This is a genomic window from Brevibacterium sp. SMBL_HHYL_HB1 (assembly GCF_018208375.1).
Lineage (GTDB): Bacteria > Actinomycetota > Actinomycetes > Actinomycetales > Brevibacteriaceae > Brevibacterium > Brevibacterium intestinavium.
Genome location: NZ_CP062936.1, coordinates 2482493 through 2504053 on the forward strand (window position 1 = coordinate 2482493; position 21561 = coordinate 2504053).

Here is a 21561-nt window from a genome sequence, read left to right on the forward strand (position 1 = left end):
ACTCACTCGGCCCGCACGTCCTCGATGAGTCCCTTGAGCGTCGACGCGTCGACCTCACCGACGACCCGGGCGGCGGCACGGCCTTCGGTGTCGAGCACCACCGTCGAGGGGGTCGCCTGCGGGGGCAGGACGCCCGAGAGCAGGGAGACCATATCGCCGTTGGTGTCGAGCATGTTCGGATACGGAATCTGGTAGTTGTTGATGAAGGCATTGGCCGCGGCCGCCTGGTCGCGCACATTGACGCCGATGAACTGGGCCTTGTCACCGAAGCTCTCCGACACCGACTTCAGGTCCGGAGCCTCCTTCCGGCACGGCGGGCAGGCCGCGTACCAGAGGTTGATGACCACGGGCGTCGGGCGCAGATCGGCCAGGGACATCGACTCACCGTCGATGGTCTCGAAGTCCAGCTCCAGGGGCTCGCCGCGGTCTTCCACGGCCACCTGGGAGACCACGCCCGATCCGGACACGTAGCCCTGATCGGACCCGGCCTGATCGGCCAGTTCGTCGTTCTCGCTGCAGGCGCCGAGGGCCAGGGTCGTACCGGCGGCGAAGACCGCGGTGAAGAGGGTGCGGCGGTTCAGCGGGCGGCGACCGGCCCTCATGCTCCTGCCACCGTGGTCCCGGGTTGCAGATCAGCGCAGATGCTCTCGTAACTCACGGATACCAGTGTGGACGAGCCGAATGTGAAACTGGTGATAGAAGCCAGATCACATTCCCGGCGCCGGGGGTCGTGGACGAGCGAGCGCCCCTCCCCCGACAGCCGGGTCATCCAGATCGGCAGCTGGTGCGAGACGATGACGCCCTCGGCCTCGGGCCCGTACCGGGCCAGTTTGGTCCGCAGGCTGGCCATCGCGGCTCGCATGCGCAGCACGATCTGTCGGTACGGTTCGCCCCAGGACGGGGTCAGCGGGTTGTACAGGCGCAGGAGGTTCCTCGGTTCGGCCAGCCGACGCACACCCAGCTTCTGCCCCTCGAACGAGTTCGCGGCCTCGATCACTCGGTCATCGGTGAACACCGGAAGCTCGAGCGCCTCGGCCAGCGGTTCGACCGTCTGCTGGGTCCGCAGCAGCGGTGAGGCGACGAGTTCGACCGGGGCCGTGTCCGCCGTCGAGAAGTGCTTCGCGACCCGGGCGGCCATCTCATGGCCGCGCTCGGTCAGACCGAAATGCGGCAGACGTCCGTACAGCACCCCCTCGGGGTTGTCGACCTCGCCGTGCCTGACCAGGTGGATCGTGGTCATGCCTGCGCCTTTCCCGCCTCCGGCACCGCGGCCGCGGCCTTCGCCGCCGCGGGCAGAGCGGTCACGATCCGGTCGAGGATCTCATCGGTGTGGGCGTAGGACAGGAACCAGGCCTCGAAGGCGCTCGGCGGCATGTGGATGCCCTGATCGAGCATGGCGTTGAAGAACGCCGAGTACCGGTCGACGTTCTGTCCGCGCGCCTGTTCGTAGTTCGTCACCTCCGTGTCGGTGAAGAAGACCGAGAACATCGAATTCGCGGACTGGATGACGTGGGCGACGCCTTCGGCCTCCAGACTCGCTGCGACGGCCGATCGCAGGATGTCCGCCGCCCGTCCTATGTGCGAGTACACGTCGAGTTCGGTGGTGAGCTTGAGCGTGGTCAGTCCGGCGGCGGTGGCCACGGGATTGCCCGACAGCGTTCCCGCCTGGTAGACGGGGCCGGCCGGGGCCAACTGGGCCATGACATCGGCACGTCCGCCGAAGGCCGCGGCGGGGAATCCGCCGCCCATGACCTTGCCGAAGGTGAACAGGTCCGGTGCTCCCTCCGGGTAGCCGAGCCGATCGGCCTCATAGCCGTACCAGCCGGCGGCGGAGACGCGGAACCCGGTCATCACCTCGTCGCTGATCATCAGCGCACCGTGGGCCTTGGTCAGACGGCGGATGGTGTTCGTGAAGCCCTCGCGCGGAGGCACGACGCCCATGTTCCCGGGGCTGGCCTCGGTGATGACGCAGGCGATGTCATCACCGTGCTCGGCGAAGACGGCTTCGAGACCGGCGGCGTCGTTGTAGCCGACGACGATGGTGTCCTGCGCCTGCGCCCCGGTCACGCCCGGGGTGTCGGGCAGAGAGAAGGTCGCCAGTCCGGACCCGGCCTGGGCCAGCAGCGAATCCACGTGGCCGTGGTAGCACCCGGCGAACTTCACGACCTTCGACCGGCCCGTGTATCCGCGGGCCAGACGGATCGCGGACATGGTCGCCTCGGTGCCCGAGGACACGAGACGGACCTGGTCGACGGGGTCGACCCGGGACACGATCTCCTCGGCGAGTTCGACCTCACCGGTCGAGGGGGTGCCGAAGGAGAACCCCTTGACGGCGGCTTCCTGCACGGCGGCGAGCACCTCGGGGCGCGAGTGGCCCAGGATCATCGGGCCCCAGGAGCCGATGAGGTCGATGTAGTCGTTGCCGTCGGCGTCACGCAGCCAGGCGCCGGTCGCCTCGGTGATGAATCGGGGGGTGCCGCCGACGGCCTTGAACGCGCGGACCGGGGAGTTGACTCCGCCGGGGGTGACGGCCTCGGCGCGGGCGAAGAGTGCGGCGGACTGATCGGTGGGGTGTCCGTGCGTCGGTGCTGTCGTCATGGGGTCTCCTCTGATTCTTCGCGGGATCGTGGTCGTGGAACGTGGCAGGGGCGGCTCAGGAGCCGTCGAGTTCGCGCAGATGGTCGTGGACCCTGGCGAAGATGCGACCCAGAGTCGCCATCTCCTCGGGTTCGAGCAGGTCGACGAGGTGGTCGCGGACACCGGCGACATGGTCGGGGGCGACGGTGCGCAGCAGCTGCCAACCGGCCTCGGTCATCACACAGTTGACTCCGCGTCCGTCCTCGGCGATGGCCGAGCGTTCGAGCAGTCCTCTCTTCTCCATCCTCGCCACACTGTGGGTCAGACGCGACCGCGACATGGTCGTGTCGGTGGCCAGCAGCGCCATCCGCATGGTTCGGTCCTCGTGTTCGGACAGCCGAACGAGGATCTCGTACTCGGGCAGGCCGATGCCGTGCTTCTCGCGCAGCTCCTTGTCCAGCTGCGCGCTCAGCAGCTGGGAACCGCTGAGGTAGCTGCGCCACGCTCTCTGGTCCACGGCCGACAGCCAGCGGGGCTCAGTCATCACCGGCTCCCGGTCGCTGCGGTGCCCGCCCCCGCGGCCTCGGCCTGGAGCCTCTGGGCGACCTCGGTGGCCCAGTAGGTGAGGATCGCATCGGTGCCGGCGCGTTTGAAGGCGATGAGGGACTCCTCGATGGCCCGTTCGCGCTCGATCGCCCCGGCCGCGGCGGCGAATTCGATCATCGCGTACTCGCCGGAGACCTGGTAGGTCCAGACGGGCACAATGGATTCGCGGGCCACCTCGGCGAGGACGTCGAGGTAGGGCAGCCCGGGTTTGACCATGACGATGTCGGCGCCTTCGGCCAGGTCGAGCCCGAGCTCGCGCAGGGCCTCGCGACCGTTCGCGGGATCCTGCTGGTAGGTCTTGCGATCGCCCTTGAGCTCGGAGTCCACGGCCTCCCGGAACGGGCCGTAGAAGGCCGAAGCGTACTTCGCGGTGTACCCCATCACGACGGTGTCGGTCAGCCCGGCGGCGTCGAGGGCCTCACGGCAGTAACCGACCTGACCGTCCATCATCCCCGACAGTCCGAGCACCTGGGCTCCGGCACGGGCCTGGGCCACAGCCATCGAGGCGTAGCGGTCGAGGGTGGCGTCGTTGTCGACTCCCCCGGCCGAGTCAAGGACTCCGCAGTGGCCGTGGGAGGTGAATTCGTCGAGGCACAGATCGGCCATGACGACCGTGTCCTCGCCGAGGCGGTCGCTGAGCAGCGACAGCGCGCGGTTGAGGATGCCGTCGGGGTCATCGGCCTGGGAGCCCGTCTCGTCCTTGTGCTCGGGGATGCCGAAGAGCATGAGTCCGCCGACTCCGGCCGCCACGGCCTCCTCGGCCGCGGCCAGCAGGGACTCCAGCGTGTGCTGGACGACTCCCGGCATTCCCTCCAACGGGACCGGTTCGCTCAGGCCCTCCTTGACGAACATCGGCAGGATCAGCTCGGACGGGTGCAGCTGCACTTCGGACACGAGCCTCCGCAGGGCCGGCGTCGAGCGCAGGCGGCGGGGGCGTGCGGATCCGGGAACCAGTGGCATGTCAGGCCTTCTTTCTGCGGCGCTTCTGGCTCGGACGCTTCGGGGTGATCCCGGCGTCCACGTCTTCTGCCCGCTTGGTGAGTGCGAATTCGACGAGTCCGTCGATGAGCGAGGTGAGGTTGGCCTCCTCGGCGAGCACATCGACCCGCAGTCCGTGCTCGGCCGCTGTGTTCGCCGTGGCCGGACCGATGCAGCAGATCACCGAGGTGGCCGCGGGTTTGCCGGCGATGCCGACGAGGTTGCGCACCGTCGACGAGGAGGTGAAGAGGAAGGCGTCGAAGTCGCCGGCCTTGATCGACTCGCGGATCGGCGCCGGCGGCGGGGAGGCCCGCACGGTGCGGTAGGCGGTGACGTCGTCGGGGTCCCAGCCCTTCTCGAGCAGACCGGCCACCAGCACCTCGGTGGCGATGTCGGCCCGGGGCAGGAGCACGGTGTTCATCGGGTCGATGTCGTCGACGAATTCCGGCCAGGCCGCGGCCAGCCCGCGGGCCGAATGCTCACCGTCGGGAACCAGATCGGGGGTGATTCCCCAGTCGATGAGGGCCGCCGCCGTGCGACCGCCGACGGCCGCGACCTTGACTCCGGCCATCGACCGGGAGTCGAGCCCGAAGTCCTCGAACCACATGCGCACCGCGCGCACGGCGTTGACCGAGGTGAAGCCCACCCATTCGTAGGATCCGTCGACGAGTCCGCGGATGGCCTTCTCCATCTGGGTCGGGGTCCGCGGGGGCTGCACGGCGATGGTGGGCACGACGGTGCCGACGGCACCGAGCTCGGCCAGAGCCTCGGCGGTGGAGGTTCCCTGCTCCTTCGTCCGCGGGATGAGCACCTGCCAGCCGAAGAGCGGTTTGGATTCGAACCAGCTCAGCTCTCCTCTGGATTCCACGCCCTGTCCCATGATCACCACCATACGATCCGATCCTGTCTGCGTCATCGAAAGCGCCTGCTTCAGGGTGGTCTCCACGCTCGTCTGCTCGATCGTGGAGATCCCCCAGCCCAGCAGCACCTTCGTGTCCTCGTCCCAGCCGTCGGCCAGCAGGGCACCGATGGCCTGTTCGTGGGCGGCGGCGGTGCCGGTGAGCACATGGGTGGTGTTGCGGTGTCGGGAGACGTCGACGTGGGTCTGCGGTCCCGCCTCGATGAAGCGCACGGACCGGACCCGGTTCGTCGTCAGGGCTGTGCCGGTGTAGGCCGCCGTCGAGGCCGACAGGCCGACTCCCGGCACGATCTCGACCTCGACGTCGGCCTTGCGGCACACGGCGGCCTCGGCCGTGGTGTTCGTGAAGATCAGCCCGTCATCGGAGCTCAGACGCACGACGGTGTTGTCGGGTCGGGCGAGTTCGGCCAGCCGCCGGCCCCGGGTGGATGCGGCGACACCGAGATCGGCGGCGTCGATGAGCGTCGCCGCCTGGGGAACGTAGGCGGTGACGATCTCCGAGTGGACATCGGCGTCGTAGACGACGGTGACCGCTGTGGCCAGGATCTCGGCTCCGCGCATCGTCATCAGGCTCGATTCGCCGGGACCGCTGCCGATGAAGACGACGCGCGGCGCGGCCGGCAGCAGTCGGCGCGGTTGGACCTGACCGGTGGCCGGTGTGCTGTTCATCCCTGCTCCTGAGCCTTGACGGGGGTGAGGTGATCGGCGCTGGCCGACGGGTCGATGCCGAGTGCGTCCAGCAGGTCCTCGGCCGCCGCGGTGCCGAGTTCGTCGGCGATGCGGGCCAGTTCCTTGCCGGTCACGGTCAGCTGCTGTTCGCTCCCGTTCGTCCAGTCGACATCCGGCACTGCCGGCAGCTGGGTGCTCCGGCGGGTCCGGGCCAGTCTGCCGTCGTCATCGGCCATCACGGCGTCGACGACGAACTGGCCGCCCTCGATCTTGGCCAGGGCGCCGATCGGGGCCGAGCACCCGGCCTCGGCACGGGACAGGATCGCGCGTTCGCAGGTCACGGCCAGATCCGTGGTCTGGTCGTGGATGCGGCGCAGGGCCGCGCGCACCTCGGCGTCGGCGTTGAGGATGTCCTCGGAGCGGGCATAGGAGCTGTCCGCACTGCGGGTCTCCACCGCCAGCGCACCCTGACCGGGAGCCGGGAGCATGACGTCGAAGCTCAGCGAGTCCGTGGCCTCGGCCAGCCGACCGATCCGGCGGACTCCGGCCGCGGCGAGGACGACGGCGTCGAGGCGACCGTCACGGACGTGGGCGATGCGGGTGTCGACGTTTCCGCGCACTCCCCTGACCTCGATATCGGGGCGGGCGGCCTGCAGCTGCACGGCGCGCCTGGGCGAACCGGTGCCGATGGCCGATCCGGCCGGCAGCTCGGACAGGCTCAGGCCGTCGCGGCCGATGAGCACGTCGGAGGGGTCGACGCGCGGTGGGATCGCCGCCATCTGGATGCCCACCTCGGGGGTGGTCGGCAGGTCCTTGAGCGAATGGACGGCGAGGTCGATCTTGCCCTGGTGCAGCGCCTGTCGCACCGCGGAGACGAAGACGCCGGTGCCGCCGAATCCGGCCAGCGGGGACATGTTGACGTCCCCCTCGGTGACGACCTCGACGATCTCGACCCGCCAACCGGTCAGAGCCGCGATCTGGTGGGCGATCGCCGTGGACTGGGACCGGGCGAGCTTGGACCGGCGGGTGCCCAGGCGCACGGTGCGTCCGCTGAACTGCTCGGGTTCGACGATGTCGAGGGTGTGGTCGGCGACCGGTCGGATCCCATCGGCTTCGACGTGGTCGGCGCTGGCGGCCTTCGCGACCTTCGTCTCGGGCTGAGTGATCGCATGGGCGACCTTGTTGACGGGAAGGTCGAACAGCTGCATGAGCGCTTGGGCGTAGTCGACCTCGGATTCCGTCACAGCCAGTTCCTTGACCTTCACCGTCGGGGTGTGGATGAGCTTCTCGGCCACCCGGTGCAGCGATTTGCGGACCTCGCCGAAGGACTTCTCATCGACGACCGCACCGATCTTCTTCTCCAGGCGCGCGGTCTCGGAGGCGAGGACGTCCTTGGCGTGGGAGCGCAGCGCGGTCACCGTCGGGGCGACGGAGCGCTCCCTGTTGCCGGTGGCGATCTTGTCGAGTTCCTCAGCGATGATCCCCCGCACCTCCTCGACGGTGCTCACGACCTTCGCGTCGCGCTCCTTGTCGGAGTTCTTCAGCAGTTCGCGGATCTCGCCGAGTCCGAAGAGCGCAACGTGTTCGAACTCGCGCACGCTGGGGTCGATGTCATGCGGCAGGGCGAGGTCGACGAACGCCTTGTTCGCCGCGCCCTTGGGGTTCTGCGACAGTCCGGCGACGATGTCGTCACGGGTCACGACGACACCGCGGGCACCGGTGCAGGAGATGATGAGGTCGGCGTCGGCGATCTCCTCGGCCATCACCCGCGGGGTCAGCTCACGGGCCCGTCCGCCCACCTCGGCGACGAGGCGCTCGGCCTTCTCCACGGTCCGGTTGAGCACGGTGATGTGGCTGACCCCTTCCCTGTGCAGGCCGGACACGACGAGTCCCGACATGGCTCCGGCACCGATGACCAGGGCGTTGGCGGCTCGCAGCGAACCGATGTGCGCGGCCGAGGCTTCGAGCGCGGCTCCGAAGAGGGAGCGGGCGACCTCGCCGAGGTCGGTCTCCGAATGGGCGCGCTTGCCCACTCGCAGCGCCTGCTGGAGGGCCTGGGACAGTTCGGAGGTCAGGGCCCGGTCCTCCTGCGAACCGGTGAACGACGAGCGCAGCTGGCCGAGGATCTGAGCCTCACCGATGGCCATCGAGTCGAGTCCGCAGGCGACCTTGAGCAGATGCTCCATGGCCTGAGTGTCGTAGTGGGCGTAGAAGTGCGCGGCGATGTCCGACCATTCCTTGTCGATCGAGGACACCAGCGCATTGCCGAGGTCGGCCAGTCCTCCGTGGAAGGCCGAGACGTCGGCGATCAGCTCGAGGCGGTTGCACGTCGAGAGCACGGCGAGCCCTTCGACGTTGTCTCCGGCAAGTGCGTCCTTGCGCAGAGACCCGACCTCGCCGGCACCGAAGGCCAGCCTGTCGAGCATGTCGATCGGGGCCGACTGATGTGAAATGCCGAGAACCAAGAGAGTCAATTCCTGTGCTCCTCAAAACCAGGGTTGAGCGGTGCCGTGTCCAGCGCCGAATAGTATGCGAGTACTTGCAGCTCACTGGCCAGATCGACTTGGTGGACACGGACGGTGTCCGGGGTGTCGAGCACGGTAGGTGAGAAATTGAGAATGCCGCGCACACCCGCCTCGACGGCCGTGTGGGCCGCCGCGGGTGCCGCGGCTGCGGGAACGGCCATGACCACGAGGTCGATGTGCTCGTTCCAGGCGGGCAGGTCGTCGAGAGCGGAGACGGTCAGCGTGCCGATCGTCGTCCCGATCTTCTGCTCGTCGATGTCGAAGATGGCGGTCAGACGCAGGCCCCGACGACGGAAGCCGGCGTAGTCGGCCAGGGCCGAACCGAGGCGACCGGCGCCGATGATGGCCACGCTCCGGTCGCGGTCGAGGCCGAGGAAGCCCCGCAGGGTGGTGACGAGTTCGGGGCACGAGTATCCGACGCCGCGCTTGCCGGAGCGTCCCAGCTGGGACAGGTCCTTGCGCAGAATCGACGGGGACACTCCGCTGGCGGCGGCGAGGTCCTCCGACGACACGGTCTCCCTGCCGGTTGCGACGATGGTCTCGACGGCCTGCAGATAGATCGGGAGTCGGGAGATCACGCGTTCGGGTACGTTTCTGCGAACGACACCCTCAATCCTGTTGGCGGACAGAATCTCGCCCACGAACCCGTCTCACTCCTTCAATCGATCTCATGCGCCCAGGCTCGCCAGAGCCTGGGACAGCCGATCCCTGTCGACTCGATGAAAACTGTGCTGCCGCCCGTTGAGGAGCACCACCGGCACGTCCCAGCCGTACTGTGCGGCCAGGTCGTCGTCGGTGTCGATATCGACCTCGGTCACTCTCACGTCCCTGCCGGCGGCCACCTCTGCGACGGTCTCGCGCGCGAGCGCGCACAGATGGCAGTCGACGCGCGTGAGGAAGGTCAGCTCAACCATGGCTCACTCCTCATCGGGTGCAACAAACCCCGCCGAGAAATCACTCGAGCGGGGGCGCAGGACCGTCGTCTCGGCCTTACTACTTGTTGCGACGCTGGTGACGTGTCTTGCGAAGCTGCTTGCGGTGCTTCTTCTTCGACATACGCTTGCGGCGCTTCTTGATGACTGAGCCCACGCGGGTACCCCTTGTGCTTGGCGGTGGAGGGTGGACAGCGGATGCCCACCCATTGAACTAACCGTGCAATTCTATCGCTTGGCCGCCTGCTTTCCCAAAACTGTGTCGAGTTCCACAGCCGGTGGCCCGATCTTCCGCGCCGCTTCGGGGGTCAGTCGAAGTACGGGTCGAGTCCGAAGAAGGGGAAGACGTTCTTCCGGGTGCCCATCACGGCCCGATCGAGTTCGGCCTCGGGGTCGAATCCCTTCGACCAGGGTTCGAACGCACCGTCGAATCCGTCCGTCATCGACAGCGGCGCCTCGCGCCCCGTCATCGTCTGCGCATAGTCCGCCCAGCGGCCGGGGATCCGCGCGCCGGGATCGATGTCGCGGTCGGCGGCCACGGCCAGCAGATTCGTCCAGGCCCGGGGCACGACGTCGATGATCGCGTAGCCGCCTCCCCCGACGGACAGCCATTTCCCGTCCGCGTGATCGGCGGCGAGCCGACGGATCCGCTCGGCCGCGATCCGCATCGCGTCGACGCTCAGCCACATGTGCGTCAGCGGGTCCGAGCGGTGACCGTCGCATCCGTGCTGGGAGACGATGACCTGGGGTTCGAAGGCAGCGACGATCGGCGGGACGGTGGCGTCGAAGGCCCGCAGCCAGTCCGCGTCGCCGGTGCGCGGGGGCAGGGCGACATTCACCGCCGAGGCGGCCGCCTTCAGTCCCCCGATATCGGCGGGGAACCCGGTGCCGGGGAAGAGGAACTTCCCCGATTCGTGGATCGAGACCGTCAGCACCCGCGGTTCGTCCCAGAAGAACTTCTCCACCCCGTCCCCGTGGTGGGCGTCGATGTCGAGGTAGACGATGCGTTCGTATCCGGCGTCGAGGAACTCGGTGATCGCCCCGGCCGCATCGTTGTAGATGCAGAAGCCGCTGGCTCTGTCCGGCATCGCGTGGTGCATCCCTCCGGTGAAGTTCACCGCGCGGTCGTAACCGCCGGAGATGATCGCATCGGCGGCGTCGACGGTGCCTTGGAACAGCAGCGCCGAGGCGGCGTGCATGTCCTCGAACCCGGGCACGTCCTCGGTGCCGATCCCGTAGCCGTTCGCCGTCTCCTCGTCGAGGCCCTCGGCGGTTCCGGCCTGCTTCACGGCGGCGATGAAGTCGTTGTCGTGGAGGCGGGCGAGTCTGCCCTCGTCGATCGGGCCGACCGGATTCACGTGGACGTTGTCGGCGTCGCAGAGGCCGAAGTCCATCGCAAGCTTCGCCGTCAGGTCGAGCCGCAGCGGGTGCATGGGGTGGCTGGGACCGAAGTTGTAACCGGTCACCGCGTCGTCCCAAACGACGTACACATCATTTTCGGCCATGCGCACCATGCTATATGGCGCAGCTCACTTGCGCCGATTCCGGGGACCCGGGATCTACCATGGTGCTTGTGTCCAAGAAATCCGCACCTCGCTACGACCGGCTGCTCACGCCCGGACGGTGGGTACGGGACTTCGTCGACGACCTCGCCGTCGCCTCGCCGGCGCGGCTGGCGATCGGATCCTTCGTCGCCGTCGTCGCGCTGTTCGCAATCCTTCTCATGCTGCCGGCGAGCATGCGCCATCCGGGATCGGTCGATGAGGTCACGCATATCGCGAATTCCGTCTTCGTGGCCGTCTCGGCCGTCTGCGTGACCGGGCTCAGCCCGGTGGTCACGGAGGAGTACTGGTCGGATTTCGGGATCTCGGTCATCACCGCCGGCATCCAGGTCGGCGGTCTCGGCATTCTCACGCTCGCCTCGGTGCTGGGCATGGCGGTCTCACGCCGGCTGGGCGTGCGTCAGCGGCTCATCGCCCAGCAGGCCACCTCGGCGCTCAATCTGGGTCAGGTCGGCTCTCTGCTCAAGACGGTCGTCATCACCATCGTCACCGCCGAGGCGATCCTCGCGGTGCTCCTGTTCCCGCGCTTCCTCATCCGCGGCGATTCCATCGGCGATGCCACGTGGTACTCCGTGTTCTATTCGATCTCGGCGTTCAACAATGCCGGCTTCACCATCCACCCGGGAGGCGGCGCCCACTTCGCCTCGGACCCGTGGATCCTGTCCCTGCTCATGATCGGCGTGTTCGTCGGGTCCCTGGGCTTCCCGGTCGTGCTCATGGTCGCGATGTTCTGGAATCGGCCGAAGAAGTGGGATCTGCACACGAAGCTGACGCTGACCACCACCACGGCGGTGCTGGCCGTCGGTCTGCTGCTGCTGGCGCTCTTCGAATCGGCGAATCCGGCCACGCTCGGGGACAAGAACGCCGGTCACACCTTCGTCGAAGTCCTGTTCATGGCCGTCATGCCCCGGTCGGGCGGGTTCTCGACGATGGAGATCGCGGACATGAGCCAGGCCTCCCACCTGCTCATGGACCTCATGATGTTCATCGGCGGCGGATCGTCCTCGACCGCCGGCGGCATCAAGGTCACGACCGTGGCCGTGCTCGTTCTGGCCGCCTTCGCCGAGGCCAGGGGCCTGCAGGATGTGCACGTGTTCGGGCGCCGGCTGACCTCCTCGACGATCAAGCTGTCCATCTCGATCCTGCTGACAGGCGCCTCCATCGTCTTCGTCGGCACGCTGGCGATGCTCCAGATCAGTGCCGAACCGCTCGACCGAGTGCTGTTCGAGGTGATCTCGGCCTTCGGCACCGTCGGCTTGAGCTCCGGGGTGTCCGCCTCCTCGCCGAATTCGGGGCTCTATGTGCTCTCGGTCATCATGCTCATCGGCCGACTCGGTACGATTACACTTGCGGCGGCCCTGTCCATGCAGGACTCCGCGCGACTGTACCGCTACCCCGAGGAAAGGCCGGTCGTTGGCTAACGAACACACCTCCATCCTGGTCATCGGGCTGGGACGCTTCGGGTCCTCGACGGCCGCCACCCTGACCCGGCTGGGGCGGGAGGTCATGGCCATCGAGCACAATCCCGAGCTCGTCAAGGACTGGAGCGGCAAACTCACCCACGTCGTCGAAGCCGATTCCACGAACATCGACGCGCTGCGACAGGTCGGTGCCGGTGATTTCTCGACCGCCGTCGTCGGCATCGGCACGTCGATCGAGGACAGCGTGCTCACCACGGCCAATCTCGTCGACCTCGGTGTGGGCCAGGTGTGGGCGAAGGCGATCTCGCCCTCGCACGGCAAGATCCTCCACCGCATCGGCGCCCACCACGTCCTCTACCCCGAATCGGATGCGGGTCGGCGCGTGGCCCACCTGGTCAGTTCCAGGATGATGGAGTACATCGAGTTCGATGAGGGTCACTTCGCCGTGGTGAAGATGCGTCCGCCGCGGGAGATCCAGGGCTTCACGCTCAGCGAATCGGGTGTGCGCGACAAGTACGGCGTGACCATCGTGGGCATCAAGAGCCCGGGGCGCGACTTCACCTATGCCGATCCTTCGACTCGGGTGGGCAAACAGGACCTGCTCATCGTCGCCGGGCACGTGGAGCTGCTGGGTCGCTTCGCCGGCCGCCCCTAGGCACGGCTGCGCGGTTCGCCGCTGCGCAGCCGGGGCGAACCACCGTTTGTGGTCACCGCACCGAGGAGAATCCGTGCGATCGGCCATTTCGCCTCGGTTCATCGACCACAAACGGAACCAGCCCCGCGCAGAACCCACCGACTCACGGGGAGGAAGCCGGCAGGGTCAGTCGAGTCAGACCCAGCCGTGTCCGGGCACGAAAAGAACGGTGTCGAACATGAAGAGAGCGGGCGACGGGAATCGAACCCGCGTCGTCGGCTTGGGAAGCCGAAGCTTTACCATTAAGCTACGCCCGCACGTCACCGCTGTTGAGCAGCTGTCCGTCCAGGTGGAACCCTGTGCAGACATGCTGCCCTCGGCTGCTCGAACCAGTCTACAGCTTCATGACGAAAACGCATCCCCGCACCGAACCTCCTGCACGCCTCAGACCCTGCATGACACGGGACACGCAATCCTGCATGAGACCTCCGCACACGCGCTCGTGCAGCACGCAATCCTGGAGGGACTTCCGGACACGCGCTGAGGGGCGGCCGCAGCCGCCCCTCAATGCGCCTTCTGCCCAGCGCTGGGCAGTCGGCCGAACTCAGTGCTCGACGGCCTCCTCGGCGCCGAATCCGGTGTGAGCTCGGACCTCCATTTCGGCCGCGAGCGCCGGATTCTCAACGGTCCTGTCGGTGACCGAGGCGATCCACCCGAGGAGGAATCCCAGCGGAATCGAGATGATTCCCGGGTTCGCCAGGGGGAAGATCGCGAAGTCGGCTCCCGGGATCATCGCGGTCTCGGATCCGGAGACGACCGGGGAGAAGCTGATGAGCAGCATCGCCGAGATCAGGCCGCCGTAGATCGACCAGACAGCGCCCCGGGTGGTGAAGCGCTTCCAGAACAGCGAGTAGACGATCGTCGGCAGGTTCGCGCTGGCCGCGACAGCGAAGGCCAGGGCCACCAGGAACGCGATGTTCTGCCCCTGCACGCCGATCCCGCCGATGATCGCGACCGCGCCGATGACGATGACCGTGCGACGAGCGATCTTGACCTCGGCCTCGGAATCCTCGACCCGGCCCTTCTTGATCACATTGGCGTAGATGTCGTGAGCGAACGAGGCCGCGGCGGTGATCGCCAGGCCCGCCACCACGGCGAGGATCGTGGCGAAGGCGACCGCGGAGATGAAGCCCATGAGGAGGGGCCCGCCGAGATGGAGCGCGAGCAGCGGCGCCGCCGAGTTCACCCCACCGGGAGCGTTCTTGATCTCCTCGGCGCCGACGAGTGCTGCCGCACCGTAGCCGAGCACGAGGGTGAACAGGTAGAAGGCACCGATGAGCCAGATCGCCCACACCACCGAGCGACGGGCCTCCTTCGCCGTGGGCACGGTGTAGAAGCGCATGAGCACGTGCGGAAGACCGGCGGTGCCCAGAACCAGCGCCAGGGCCAGGGAGATGAAGTCGAGCGGATTCTCACCGTACTGCAGTCCGGGATTGAGGACTCCCTCGCCGACACCATCGGCCGCGTTCTCGACCGCCGAAGCCAACAGCGAGGAGAGGTTGAAGCCATTGAGTGCGAGCACCCAGACGGTCATCGCGAAGGCACCGGCGATGAGCAGGATGGCCTTGACGATCTGCACCCATGTGGTGCCCTTCATCCCTCCGACGAGGACGTAGATGATCATCAGCGCGCCGACGACGGCGATGACCAGTGATTGGCCGACCTCGCTGTCGATGCCCATGAGCAGCGACACGAGTCCGCCGGCTCCGGCCATCTGGGCGAGCAGATAGAAGAAGCACACGGCCAGGGTCGACAGGGCCGCCGCCATGCGCACGGGGCGCTGTCTGAGACGGAAGGACAGCACATCGGCCATGGTGAACTTGCCCGTATTGCGCATGAGCTCGGCGACGATGAGCAGAGCCACGAGCCACGCGACGAGGAAGCCGATCGAATAGAGGAAACCGTCGTAGCCGTTGACCGCGATCGCACCGCAGATGCCGAGGAACGATGCCGCCGAGAGGTAATCGCCGGAGATGGCGAAGCCGTTCTGCGGTCCCGTGAAGGAGCGTCCGCCGGCGTAGTAGTCGGATGCGGAGCGGTTGTTGCGGCTGGCCCGCAGCACGATGAACATCGTCACCGCGACGAAGGCGGCGAAGATCGTGATGTTGAGGACGGGATTGTTCTCGACCTCGGCCGTGGCCGCGCTGAGGAGGTCCACCCCGGAGGCGAGGATGTCGTCGAATGCCGGTGCGCTCATGAGACACGTCCTTCCGACTCGGCTTCGAGGCGCTCACGGATCCTCTGTGCCGGAGGGTCGAGCTTCCTATTGGCGAATGAGACGTAGAACATCGTGATCGCGAAGGTCGTCACGAACTGCAGCAGCCCGAAGACCAGACCGATGTTGATCTCGCCCACGACCTTCGTCGACATGAAGTCATGGGCATAGGTGCTGAGGATGACGTAGAGGAAATACCAGACGAGGAACGCGATCGACAGCGGTATCACCACCGAGAACCTCTTGCGCTTCAGCGCTTTGAATTCGGGGTCTTCCGCCTCGGCGAGGAAGTCAACCCCGGTGTTGACCGATTCAGTCATTCTTTCTCCTTTGAATGGACAGAACATCAGTGTCCTGAATCACATGACCCAAAGGTAACGTTCAGCATGCACTAGGGAATACCACCGAAAGTTGGTAGCTTGTTCACATGAACGCGCACGACAAGGAGACACGGGCTCTCCAAGCCCAGACCCGCCGCCTGTTCGTCGAAGCCGTCGACTCACTCCACCGCAGCGGCACGGGCGACGTCGTCTTCGGAGGCATGGTCGAGGAGGGCTCTGTCGCGGTCGAGGCCGTCGCCGGCGCCGGTCGTGATCTGCTCTCGTCCCTCATCGTCAGCACCGGTCGGGGGCTCGGCGGTCGTGCCATGACCGAAGGCACTCCACAGCTGACACGAGACTACGAAGTCGACCCCTACATCACCCACCACTACGACGAAGAGGTCCTCGGTGAGGGGATCCGAGTCCTCGTCGCCGTCCCCACCCTCCACGGCGGCGAGGTCACGGGTATGGTCTACTGCGGTCACCGGTCCGACTACGATGCCGCCGCACCGCAGACGGGAGACCTCGTCCGACGAGTGCGACAGCTCTCGGTCGATCTCGCCCGGCTCGGCTACCGCCAGGAACCTCAGCGCAACGCCGCCAGCGAGCAGCTCTACCCCGATCTGGATCCCTCCGGCCGGGAGGCGCTGCGGCACACCTACGCGGAGCTGCGCGCCATCCGCTCGGGCATCGTCGACGACGAGACACGGGAGAGGCTGACGGCGGTCGAGGCCCGACTGGCCGATATCCTCTCCGGGCACAATCCGGACAATTTCCAAACCCCGGTCCCCGCAGTGCGCCTCTCGCCCAGGGAGACGGACATCCTCTCCCATGTGGCCCTGGGCTGGTCGAATGCGCGCATCGCCGAGACGCTGGGCCTGCGCGAATCGACGGTGAAGTCCTATCTCAACACCGCAATGGTCAAACTCTCGGCCCGCACCCGGCACGAGGCCGTCTCGATCGCCAGGTCGTCGAACGTCCTCCCCTGAAGCCGAAGGAGGCCGAGCATGCCCGGCAGCAGTCGAGCCTGAGAACGCAGTCGAGCCTGAGAGCGCAGCCGAGCCTGACGTCAGCCGTGGAGGACGTCGTCAGCCGTTGATGACGTCGGAGTTCTCCCGCTCCATCTCCACGGATCGGTCCGCCGCCGCCTGCACGGCCGCCTCGGCGATGTCGAAGATGCCGGCGTCGATGAACTCCGACAGTCCGGCCAGGGTCGTCCCGCCCTTGCTGCTCACGGCCTGACGCTGCGCGGCCGGATCGGGTTTCCGACTCAGCAGGCGACCAGCACCGTCGGCGGTGGCCACGACCATCTGCCGAGCGACGTCCTCGCTCAGACCCTGCTTGACCCCGGCGGCGATCATGGCCTCGGCCAGGAGGAAGAAGTAGGCGACTCCCGATCCAGAGATCCCGGTCATGGCCGGGACCTGGGACTCGTCGAGATCGACGACGAGACCGGCGCCCGACAACAGCTGCTTGAGGGTCTCGACGCGGTCGGCGGGCACCTCGGCGTCGGGGGCGAGTGCGATGACACCGTGGCCGACCGCGCTGGGCGTGTTCGGCATGATCCGCACGATCGGGTTCTCCGGTGCCAGCGTGGCCAGGTCGGCGGTCGCGACCCCGGCGGCCATGGACACGAGCACCGTGTCTGCCTCAAGTCCCGGTGCCAGTCCGCGCAGAGTGTCGGCCATCATCCACGGCTTCACGCCGAGGAAGACGAAATCGGCTCCGGCCGCGGCCTTCCGGTTGGCTTCGTCATCGTCCTCCACCGAGGTGACCGTCGCGCGGGGCAGGTCACCGCGCAGACGCTTCGCCGAGGCGGCCGAGTTCGTCGTCGCCCGGACGGTGATGGTCTCATCGGCGCTGAGGATTCCCTGGATCAGTGCCGTGCCCATGTTGCCGGTGCCGATGGAGGCGATAGTGGTCAAATCGTGCCAGCCTTTCGTCGCGATTGAAGTGTGTGGGATTCGGTGGGTCAGCGATCGCTCGGATCAGTCCGCGGGGCCGTTGCCGTGGCTCAGGGGCGAACGCTCCGAGGTGCGGGTGTGGCTGTGCGCATTGCGTCGGGGCGCGTCCTCGTCGAGGCCGAGGTGCTCGCGGGCGAAGGCGATCGAGTCGGCGAGCATCCTCTCCCGGGTCGACTGCTTGCGCACGAAGCGGGTGTTGACCTCGACGACGACATCGCCGGCCCAGTTGTGCTTGGCCAGATACTGCAGGGTCTCGGCCACGGGCATGGTCCCGGCTCCGGGGACGAGATGTTCGTCCTTGAGCGACCCGGCCCCGTCGGTGAGGTGGACGTGCCGGAGCCGGTCGAAGATCTCGGCCACGGTCTCGAGCGCATTCATCCCTGCAGTGGACGCGTGGGAGAAGTCGAAGGTGAGGTTGTCGTAGTCCTCGTCCAAGGGGTTCCAGTCCGGATAGTACACGAGGATCTCACGCAGGCCCGCGCGCCACGGGTACATGTTCTCCACGGCCAGTCTCACCCCGGTCTCCTGCGAGACCTGGCGGACGCCGTCGACGAAGCCGAGCGCGTAGTCGCCCTGCCATCGGAACGGCGGGTGCAGGACCACGGTCTCGGCACCGACCGCCTTGGCGAGATTCGCGGTGATCCGCAGCTTCTCCCAATGGTCCTTGTGCAGCACCCGGGGCAGGAACAGCAGCGTGGGGGCGTGAATGGAGATGACCTCGAGGCCGGTGTCCTCGGCGAGGGAGTTGATGAGGTCGACATCGCGGGTCTCGACGTTGTGGGTGACCATGATCTCGACGCCGTCGTAGCCGTGCTTGGCGGCCTGGGCGAAGGTCTCCTCCACGGTCATCGGCGAGACCGAGGAACTGGAGAGTCCGAGGCGGATGCGGTTGTCGGAGACGTGATGGGCGTCGTGTTCGTAGACCTCGTGACTGTCGAAGTAATGCCGGTGGCGCCGCGAATTCGAGCGCGCGGAATTCTTGGCGGTCAGCACCTTCCGTTTGGACTTCGACTTCTTACTCATCGCTTCCAGTTTAGCGCTCTCGAAATCCACATTCGCTCAAAGCCCTGTGACATCGTCGCCTACGCACTCACACTCATCCGCCTCACGCACGGGTAGGCTGAGGCCGTGTCCGAGTTCCGAGTTCGCCCGGCCCACGTCTCCGACGCCGGGCGGATCGCGCAGATCCACATCGCCGCCTGGCGCTGCGCATACCGCGGGATCATGGATGACGCGGTCCTCGATCGACTGGACCATGACCGTCAGACCGCCACCTGGGCGACGAACCTCGCCGACGAGCAGACAACGATCGAGACCTTCGTCGTCGACAGGACCGCTGACGGTGAGTGCCTGGGCTTCGGCGGGGTGTGCCCGCCGCGTGAGACCGCCGAGGTGCTCGACCGGCTGCCGGATTCGTCCGGTCTCGGTCAGCTCGCCTTCATCAACGTCCATCCCGATCATTTCGGGACCGGCGCCGCCTCCGTGCTCTTCGACGGCCTCGAGGACGAGCTGCGCGCTCAGGGCTGGATCCGGGCCTACCTCATGGTCGCCGAGGGCAACGACCGGGCCATGCGCTTCTATGCGAAGAAGGGCTGGGAGCGCACCGGCATCACTCATGTCTACGAAGGCGTCGTCCCGCCCGTGCCCGAGCGGATGTACGTCGCCGACCTGCACCGGGCCCGGTGAGAGGGCCGGACCCAGCCGCCGGCCCCGGTGGGCCCCCGGACTCGGCCCGCTGCGGCAGCCCTCTCTGTCCGGAAACAGCTGGCGGGAGTCGGGTGACCCGATGCCAGGGTCGCCCGACTCCCGCCGAGCAGGTCGAGTGGCTCAGCCGTAGAGGGCTGCGGTGTCTTCGTCGACCCAGTTCTTCGACTTCTCGACCGCCTTGTTCCACAGACGGTAGAGGCGGTCGATCTTCCCGTCTTCCATCGACGGGGTCCAGCGCTTGCCCTCGCGCCAGTTGCTGCTCACATCCTCTTCGCCCTTCCAGAACTTCACGGCGATGCCCGCGGCATAGGCCGCACCCAGAGCCGTGGTCTCGACGACCTCGGGGCGGATGACGGGCACACCGAGGAGGTCGGCCTGGAACTGCATGAGGGTCTCGTTGGCGACCATGCCGCCGTCGACCTTGAGCTCGGTGAGCTCGACGCCGGAGTCGAGGTTCATCGCGTCGAGGACCTCACGCGACTGGAACGCCACGGATTCGAGAGTCGCACGTGCGATGTGGTTCTTGTTGACGTACCGGGTCAGGCCCACGATCACACCGCGGGCATCGGATTCCCAGTGGGGTGCGAAGAGTCCGGAGAACGCCGGCACGATGTAGCATCCGCCGTTGTCGTCGACCTCCTTGGCCAGCGTCTCGATCTCCGGGGCGTCCTTGATCAGGCCGAGGTTGTCCCGGATCCACTGCACGAGCGAACCGGTCACGGCCACCGAGCCCTCGAGTGCGTAGACGGCCTCGGCCTCGCCGATCTTGTAGGCCACGGTCGTGAGCAGTCCGTTCTTGCTGGCCACCGGTTCGGTGCCGGTGTTGATCAGCATGAAGTTGCCGGTGCCGTAGGTGTTCTTCGCCTGGCCCTTCTCGAAGCAGGCCTGACCGAAGGTCGCCGCCTGCTGGTCGCCGAGGATGCCGCAGATCGGGGTGTCGATGATCAGCCCGTTCTTCGCGCCGTAGCCGTAGATCTCGGAGCAGGACTTGATCTCCGGCAGCATCTGAACGGGGATGCCCATGTCCGCGGCGATATCGGCGTTCCAGTCGAGGGTGTCGATGTTCATCAGCATCGTCCGCGAGGCATTCGTGACATCGGTGACGTGGACTCCCCCATTGGGGCCGCCGGTGAGGTTCCAGATCACCCAGGTGTCCATGGTGCCGAAGAGGAGGTCTCCGGCCTCGGCGGATTCCCTGACCCCGTCGACGTTGTCGAAGATCCATTTGGCCTTCGGTCCGGCGAAGTAGGTGGCCAGAGGCAGACCCACCCGATCCTTGTACTTGTCGGCGCCGTCGTCGCCGGCGAGCTCATCGCAGATCTTCTGCGTGCGGGTGTCCTGCCAGACGATCGCGTTGTAGACGGGCTCGCCGGTGTGCTTGTTCCAGATCACGGTGGTCTCACGCTGATTCGTGATGCCCACGCCCTCGAGCTGGTGGCGGTTGATGTTCGCCCGCGTCAGGGCCTGACCGATCGCCTCGTTCGTGTTCTTGATGACCTCCTTCGGGTCGTGTTCGACCCAACCGGCGCGGGGGAAGATCTGCTCGTGCTCGAGCTGCCCCGAGGACACGATCTGCCCGTCATGGTCGAATACGATCGCCCGTGACGAGGTGGTGCCCTGGTCGATGGCGAGGATGAATTTTTCCTGACTCATACTGACTCCTGTGTCGAAGTGGTTCGCTGTGATCGTACTCAGATGAACGCCTGGGAGGCCAGGCCGGCGATGATGGCGCCGACCAACGGCCCGAAGACCGGGACCCACGAATAGGCCCAGTCGGAGCCGCCCTTGTTCGGAATCGGCAGCAGCGTGTGGACGATGCGGGGTCCGAGGTCTCGAGCGGGGTTGATGGCGTATCCGGTGGGTCCGCCCAGCGAGGCGCCGATGGCGACGACGATGAGGGCCACGGCCAGCGGACCGAGCCTGTCCGGTGTGCCCCCGAAGACGAGGATGACGAAGACGAGCACGAAGGTCGCAACGATCTCGGTGATGAAGTTCCAGCCGTAGGAGCGGATCTCCGGGCCGGTGGAGAAGGTGCCCAGAATGCTGCCGGGGTCCTCCTCCTCGTCGTAGTGCTTCTTGTATGCGGCCCAGGCCAGGAACGCGCCGATCATCGCGCCGATCATCTCGGCGGCGAGATAGGCCACTGTGTTGGCGAAGTCGACCGGGATCCCCTCAGCGTATTCGGACTTCCCGCTGAAGAGGATGCCGAAGGTCACCGCCGGGTTGAGGTGGGCTCCGGTCTTGAACGCGACGAAGACACCGGCGAAGACCGCCAGGCCCCAGCCGAATGAGATCAGCAGCCAACCGCCGCCGTTTCCCTTGGTCTTGGTGAGTACGACGTTGGCCACGACGCCGACGCCGAGCAGCATGAGCATCGCAGTGCCCGCGATCTCATAGAGAAAGATAGTGCCCATATCTCACAAACTCCTCATTGTTCGTTTGTTCTCGTATGTCGTCACACTCGGCACTCAC

General features: G+C 66.8%; 21 protein-coding genes and 1 tRNA gene. 4 read left to right on the forward strand and 18 right to left on the reverse strand.

Annotation, left to right across the window (positions count from 1 at the left end):
* Nucleotides 1–2: 2 nt before the first annotated feature.
* The 11 genes from IG171_RS11535 to IG171_RS11585 all read right to left on the reverse strand — a co-directional run bounded on the left by IG171_RS11535 (nt 3) and on the right by IG171_RS11585 (nt 10711).
* Nucleotides 3–602, reverse strand: a complete 600-nt coding sequence (locus tag IG171_RS11535; RefSeq protein ID WP_212127596.1) for a TlpA disulfide reductase family protein — start codon at nt 600–602, stop codon at nt 3–5.
* Nucleotides 599–1240 (reverse strand): histidine phosphatase family protein, encoded by a 642-nt coding sequence (locus tag IG171_RS11540; RefSeq protein WP_212127597.1) that lies wholly within the window; start codon nt 1238–1240, stop codon nt 599–601. Before IG171_RS11540 ends, IG171_RS11535 begins: the two co-directional genes overlap by 4 nt.
* Complete coding sequence (gene hemL / locus IG171_RS11545; RefSeq protein WP_212127598.1) at nt 1237–2598, reverse strand: glutamate-1-semialdehyde 2,1-aminomutase; 1362 nt, start codon at nt 2596–2598, stop codon at nt 1237–1239. Before hemL ends, IG171_RS11540 begins: the two co-directional genes overlap by 4 nt.
* 55 nt (nt 2599–2653) lie before the next feature.
* Nucleotides 2654–3121, reverse strand: a complete 468-nt coding sequence (locus tag IG171_RS11550; RefSeq protein ID WP_212127599.1) for a MarR family winged helix-turn-helix transcriptional regulator — start codon at nt 3119–3121, stop codon at nt 2654–2656.
* Nucleotides 3121–4143, reverse strand: coding sequence for a porphobilinogen synthase (hemB, locus tag IG171_RS11555; RefSeq protein WP_212127600.1), 1023 nt, complete (start codon nt 4141–4143; stop codon nt 3121–3123). Before hemB ends, IG171_RS11550 begins: the two co-directional genes overlap by 1 nt.
* A gap of 1 nt (nt 4144) precedes the next feature.
* Entirely contained in the window at nt 4145–5749 is a 1605-nt protein-coding gene (locus tag IG171_RS11560; RefSeq protein WP_212127601.1) for a uroporphyrinogen-III synthase, read from the reverse strand.
* Entirely contained in the window at nt 5746–8223 is a 2478-nt protein-coding gene (gene hemA, locus IG171_RS11565) for a glutamyl-tRNA reductase (protein WP_212127602.1), read from the reverse strand. Before hemA ends, IG171_RS11560 begins: the two co-directional genes overlap by 4 nt.
* The gene (locus IG171_RS11570) at nt 8220–8852 is read right to left on the reverse strand and encodes a redox-sensing transcriptional repressor Rex (protein ID WP_249203655.1); all 633 of its coding nucleotides are present in this window, start codon (nt 8850–8852) and stop codon (nt 8220–8222) included. The genes hemA and IG171_RS11570 overlap by 4 nt, the downstream gene beginning before the upstream one ends.
* 90 nt (nt 8853–8942) lie before the next feature.
* Complete coding sequence (locus tag IG171_RS11575; RefSeq protein WP_212127604.1) at nt 8943–9188, reverse strand: glutaredoxin family protein; 246 nt, start codon at nt 9186–9188, stop codon at nt 8943–8945.
* 79 nt (nt 9189–9267) lie between these two features.
* Nucleotides 9268–9363, reverse strand: a complete 96-nt coding sequence (locus IG171_RS11580) for an AURKAIP1/COX24 domain-containing protein (RefSeq protein ID WP_167952014.1) — start codon at nt 9361–9363, stop codon at nt 9268–9270.
* A gap of 151 nt (nt 9364–9514) precedes the next feature.
* A complete protein-coding gene (locus IG171_RS11585) occupies nt 9515–10711 on the reverse strand; it encodes an acetoin utilization protein AcuC (RefSeq protein ID WP_249203656.1) in 1197 nt (398 codons plus the stop codon).
* 59 nt (nt 10712–10770) lie between these two features.
* Between IG171_RS11585 and IG171_RS11590 the strand changes: the two genes are divergently transcribed.
* Complete coding sequence (locus tag IG171_RS11590; RefSeq protein WP_249203657.1) at nt 10771–12189, forward strand: potassium transporter TrkG; 1419 nt, start codon at nt 10771–10773, stop codon at nt 12187–12189.
* Entirely contained in the window at nt 12182–12844 is a 663-nt protein-coding gene (locus tag IG171_RS11595; RefSeq protein WP_212127607.1) for a TrkA family potassium uptake protein, read from the forward strand. The genes IG171_RS11590 and IG171_RS11595 overlap by 8 nt, the downstream gene beginning before the upstream one ends.
* Before the next feature lie 225 nt (nt 12845–13069).
* Here the strand turns inward: IG171_RS11595 and IG171_RS11600 are convergent.
* From IG171_RS11600 to IG171_RS11610, 3 genes are all read right to left on the reverse strand, one after another.
* A tRNA-Gly gene (locus IG171_RS11600) sits at nt 13070–13140 on the reverse strand.
* Nucleotides 13141–13427: 287 nt separating this feature from the next.
* The gene (locus tag IG171_RS11605) at nt 13428–15080 is read right to left on the reverse strand and encodes a cation acetate symporter (RefSeq protein WP_249203658.1); all 1653 of its coding nucleotides are present in this window, start codon (nt 15078–15080) and stop codon (nt 13428–13430) included.
* Nucleotides 15077–15418, reverse strand: a complete 342-nt coding sequence (locus IG171_RS11610) for a DUF485 domain-containing protein (RefSeq protein WP_212127608.1) — start codon at nt 15416–15418, stop codon at nt 15077–15079. The genes IG171_RS11605 and IG171_RS11610 overlap by 4 nt, the downstream gene beginning before the upstream one ends.
* Before the next feature lie 107 nt (nt 15419–15525).
* Between IG171_RS11610 and IG171_RS11615 the strand changes: the two genes are divergently transcribed.
* Nucleotides 15526–16407, forward strand: a complete 882-nt coding sequence (locus IG171_RS11615; RefSeq protein ID WP_212127609.1) for a LuxR C-terminal-related transcriptional regulator — start codon at nt 15526–15528, stop codon at nt 16405–16407.
* A 99-nt stretch (nt 16408–16506) separates the two neighbouring features.
* Here the strand turns inward: IG171_RS11615 and proC are convergent, their stop codons facing one another.
* On the reverse strand, nt 16507–17343 hold the full coding sequence (gene proC / locus IG171_RS11620) for a pyrroline-5-carboxylate reductase (protein WP_212127610.1): 837 nt from the start codon (nt 17341–17343) through the stop codon (nt 16507–16509).
* A 63-nt stretch (nt 17344–17406) separates the two neighbouring features.
* Nucleotides 17407–18405: a sugar phosphate isomerase/epimerase gene (locus IG171_RS11625; RefSeq protein ID WP_212127611.1), complete on the reverse strand. Its 999-nt coding sequence runs from the start codon at nt 18403–18405 to the stop codon at nt 17407–17409.
* Nucleotides 18406–18510: 105 nt separating this feature from the next.
* Between IG171_RS11625 and IG171_RS11630 the strand changes: the two genes are divergently transcribed.
* Nucleotides 18511–19068 (forward strand): GNAT family N-acetyltransferase, encoded by a 558-nt coding sequence (locus IG171_RS11630; protein ID WP_212127612.1) that lies wholly within the window; start codon nt 18511–18513, stop codon nt 19066–19068.
* Nucleotides 19069–19209: 141 nt separating this feature from the next.
* Here IG171_RS11630 and glpK read toward each other — a convergent pair whose 3' ends face one another.
* Both glpK and IG171_RS11640 read right to left on the reverse strand, forming a co-directional pair.
* A complete protein-coding gene (glpK, locus tag IG171_RS11635) occupies nt 19210–20742 on the reverse strand; it encodes a glycerol kinase GlpK (protein WP_212127613.1) in 1533 nt (510 codons plus the stop codon).
* A 38-nt stretch (nt 20743–20780) separates the two neighbouring features.
* A complete protein-coding gene (locus tag IG171_RS11640) occupies nt 20781–21503 on the reverse strand; it encodes an MIP/aquaporin family protein (RefSeq protein ID WP_212127614.1) in 723 nt (240 codons plus the stop codon).
* Between the last annotated feature and the right edge of the window lie 58 nt (nt 21504–21561).

Coding starts and splice junctions, on each gene's coding strand:
- IG171_RS11535 (WP_212127596.1), bottom strand. CDS start 602: ATGAGGGCCGGTCGCCGCCCGCTGAACCGCCGCACCCTCTTCACCGCG.
- IG171_RS11540 (WP_212127597.1), bottom strand. CDS start 1,240: ATGACCACGATCCACCTGGTCAGGCACGGCGAGGTCGACAACCCCGAG.
- hemL (WP_212127598.1), bottom strand. CDS start 2,598: ATGACGACAGCACCGACGCACGGACACCCCACCGATCAGTCCGCCGCA.
- IG171_RS11550 (WP_212127599.1), bottom strand. CDS start 3,121: ATGACTGAGCCCCGCTGGCTGTCGGCCGTGGACCAGAGAGCGTGGCGC.
- hemB (WP_212127600.1), bottom strand. CDS start 4,143: ATGCCACTGGTTCCCGGATCCGCACGCCCCCGCCGCCTGCGCTCGACG.
- IG171_RS11560 (WP_212127601.1), bottom strand. CDS start 5,749: ATGAACAGCACACCGGCCACCGGTCAGGTCCAACCGCGCCGACTGCTG.
- IG171_RS11575 (WP_212127604.1), bottom strand. CDS start 9,188: ATGGTTGAGCTGACCTTCCTCACGCGCGTCGACTGCCATCTGTGCGCG.
- IG171_RS11585 (WP_249203656.1), bottom strand. CDS start 10,711: ATGGCCGAAAATGATGTGTACGTCGTTTGGGACGACGCGGTGACCGGT.
- IG171_RS11590 (WP_249203657.1), top strand. CDS start 10,771: ATGGTGCTTGTGTCCAAGAAATCCGCACCTCGCTACGACCGGCTGCTC.
- IG171_RS11605 (WP_249203658.1), bottom strand. CDS start 15,080: ATGAGCGCACCGGCATTCGACGACATCCTCGCCTCCGGGGTGGACCTC.
- IG171_RS11610 (WP_212127608.1), bottom strand. CDS start 15,418: ATGACTGAATCGGTCAACACCGGGGTTGACTTCCTCGCCGAGGCGGAA.
- IG171_RS11615 (WP_212127609.1), top strand. CDS start 15,526: ATGAACGCGCACGACAAGGAGACACGGGCTCTCCAAGCCCAGACCCGC.
- IG171_RS11625 (WP_212127611.1), bottom strand. CDS start 18,405: ATGAGTAAGAAGTCGAAGTCCAAACGGAAGGTGCTGACCGCCAAGAAT.
- glpK (WP_212127613.1), bottom strand. CDS start 20,742: ATGAGTCAGGAAAAATTCATCCTCGCCATCGACCAGGGCACCACCTCG.
- IG171_RS11640 (WP_212127614.1), bottom strand. CDS start 21,503: ATGGGCACTATCTTTCTCTATGAGATCGCGGGCACTGCGATGCTCATG.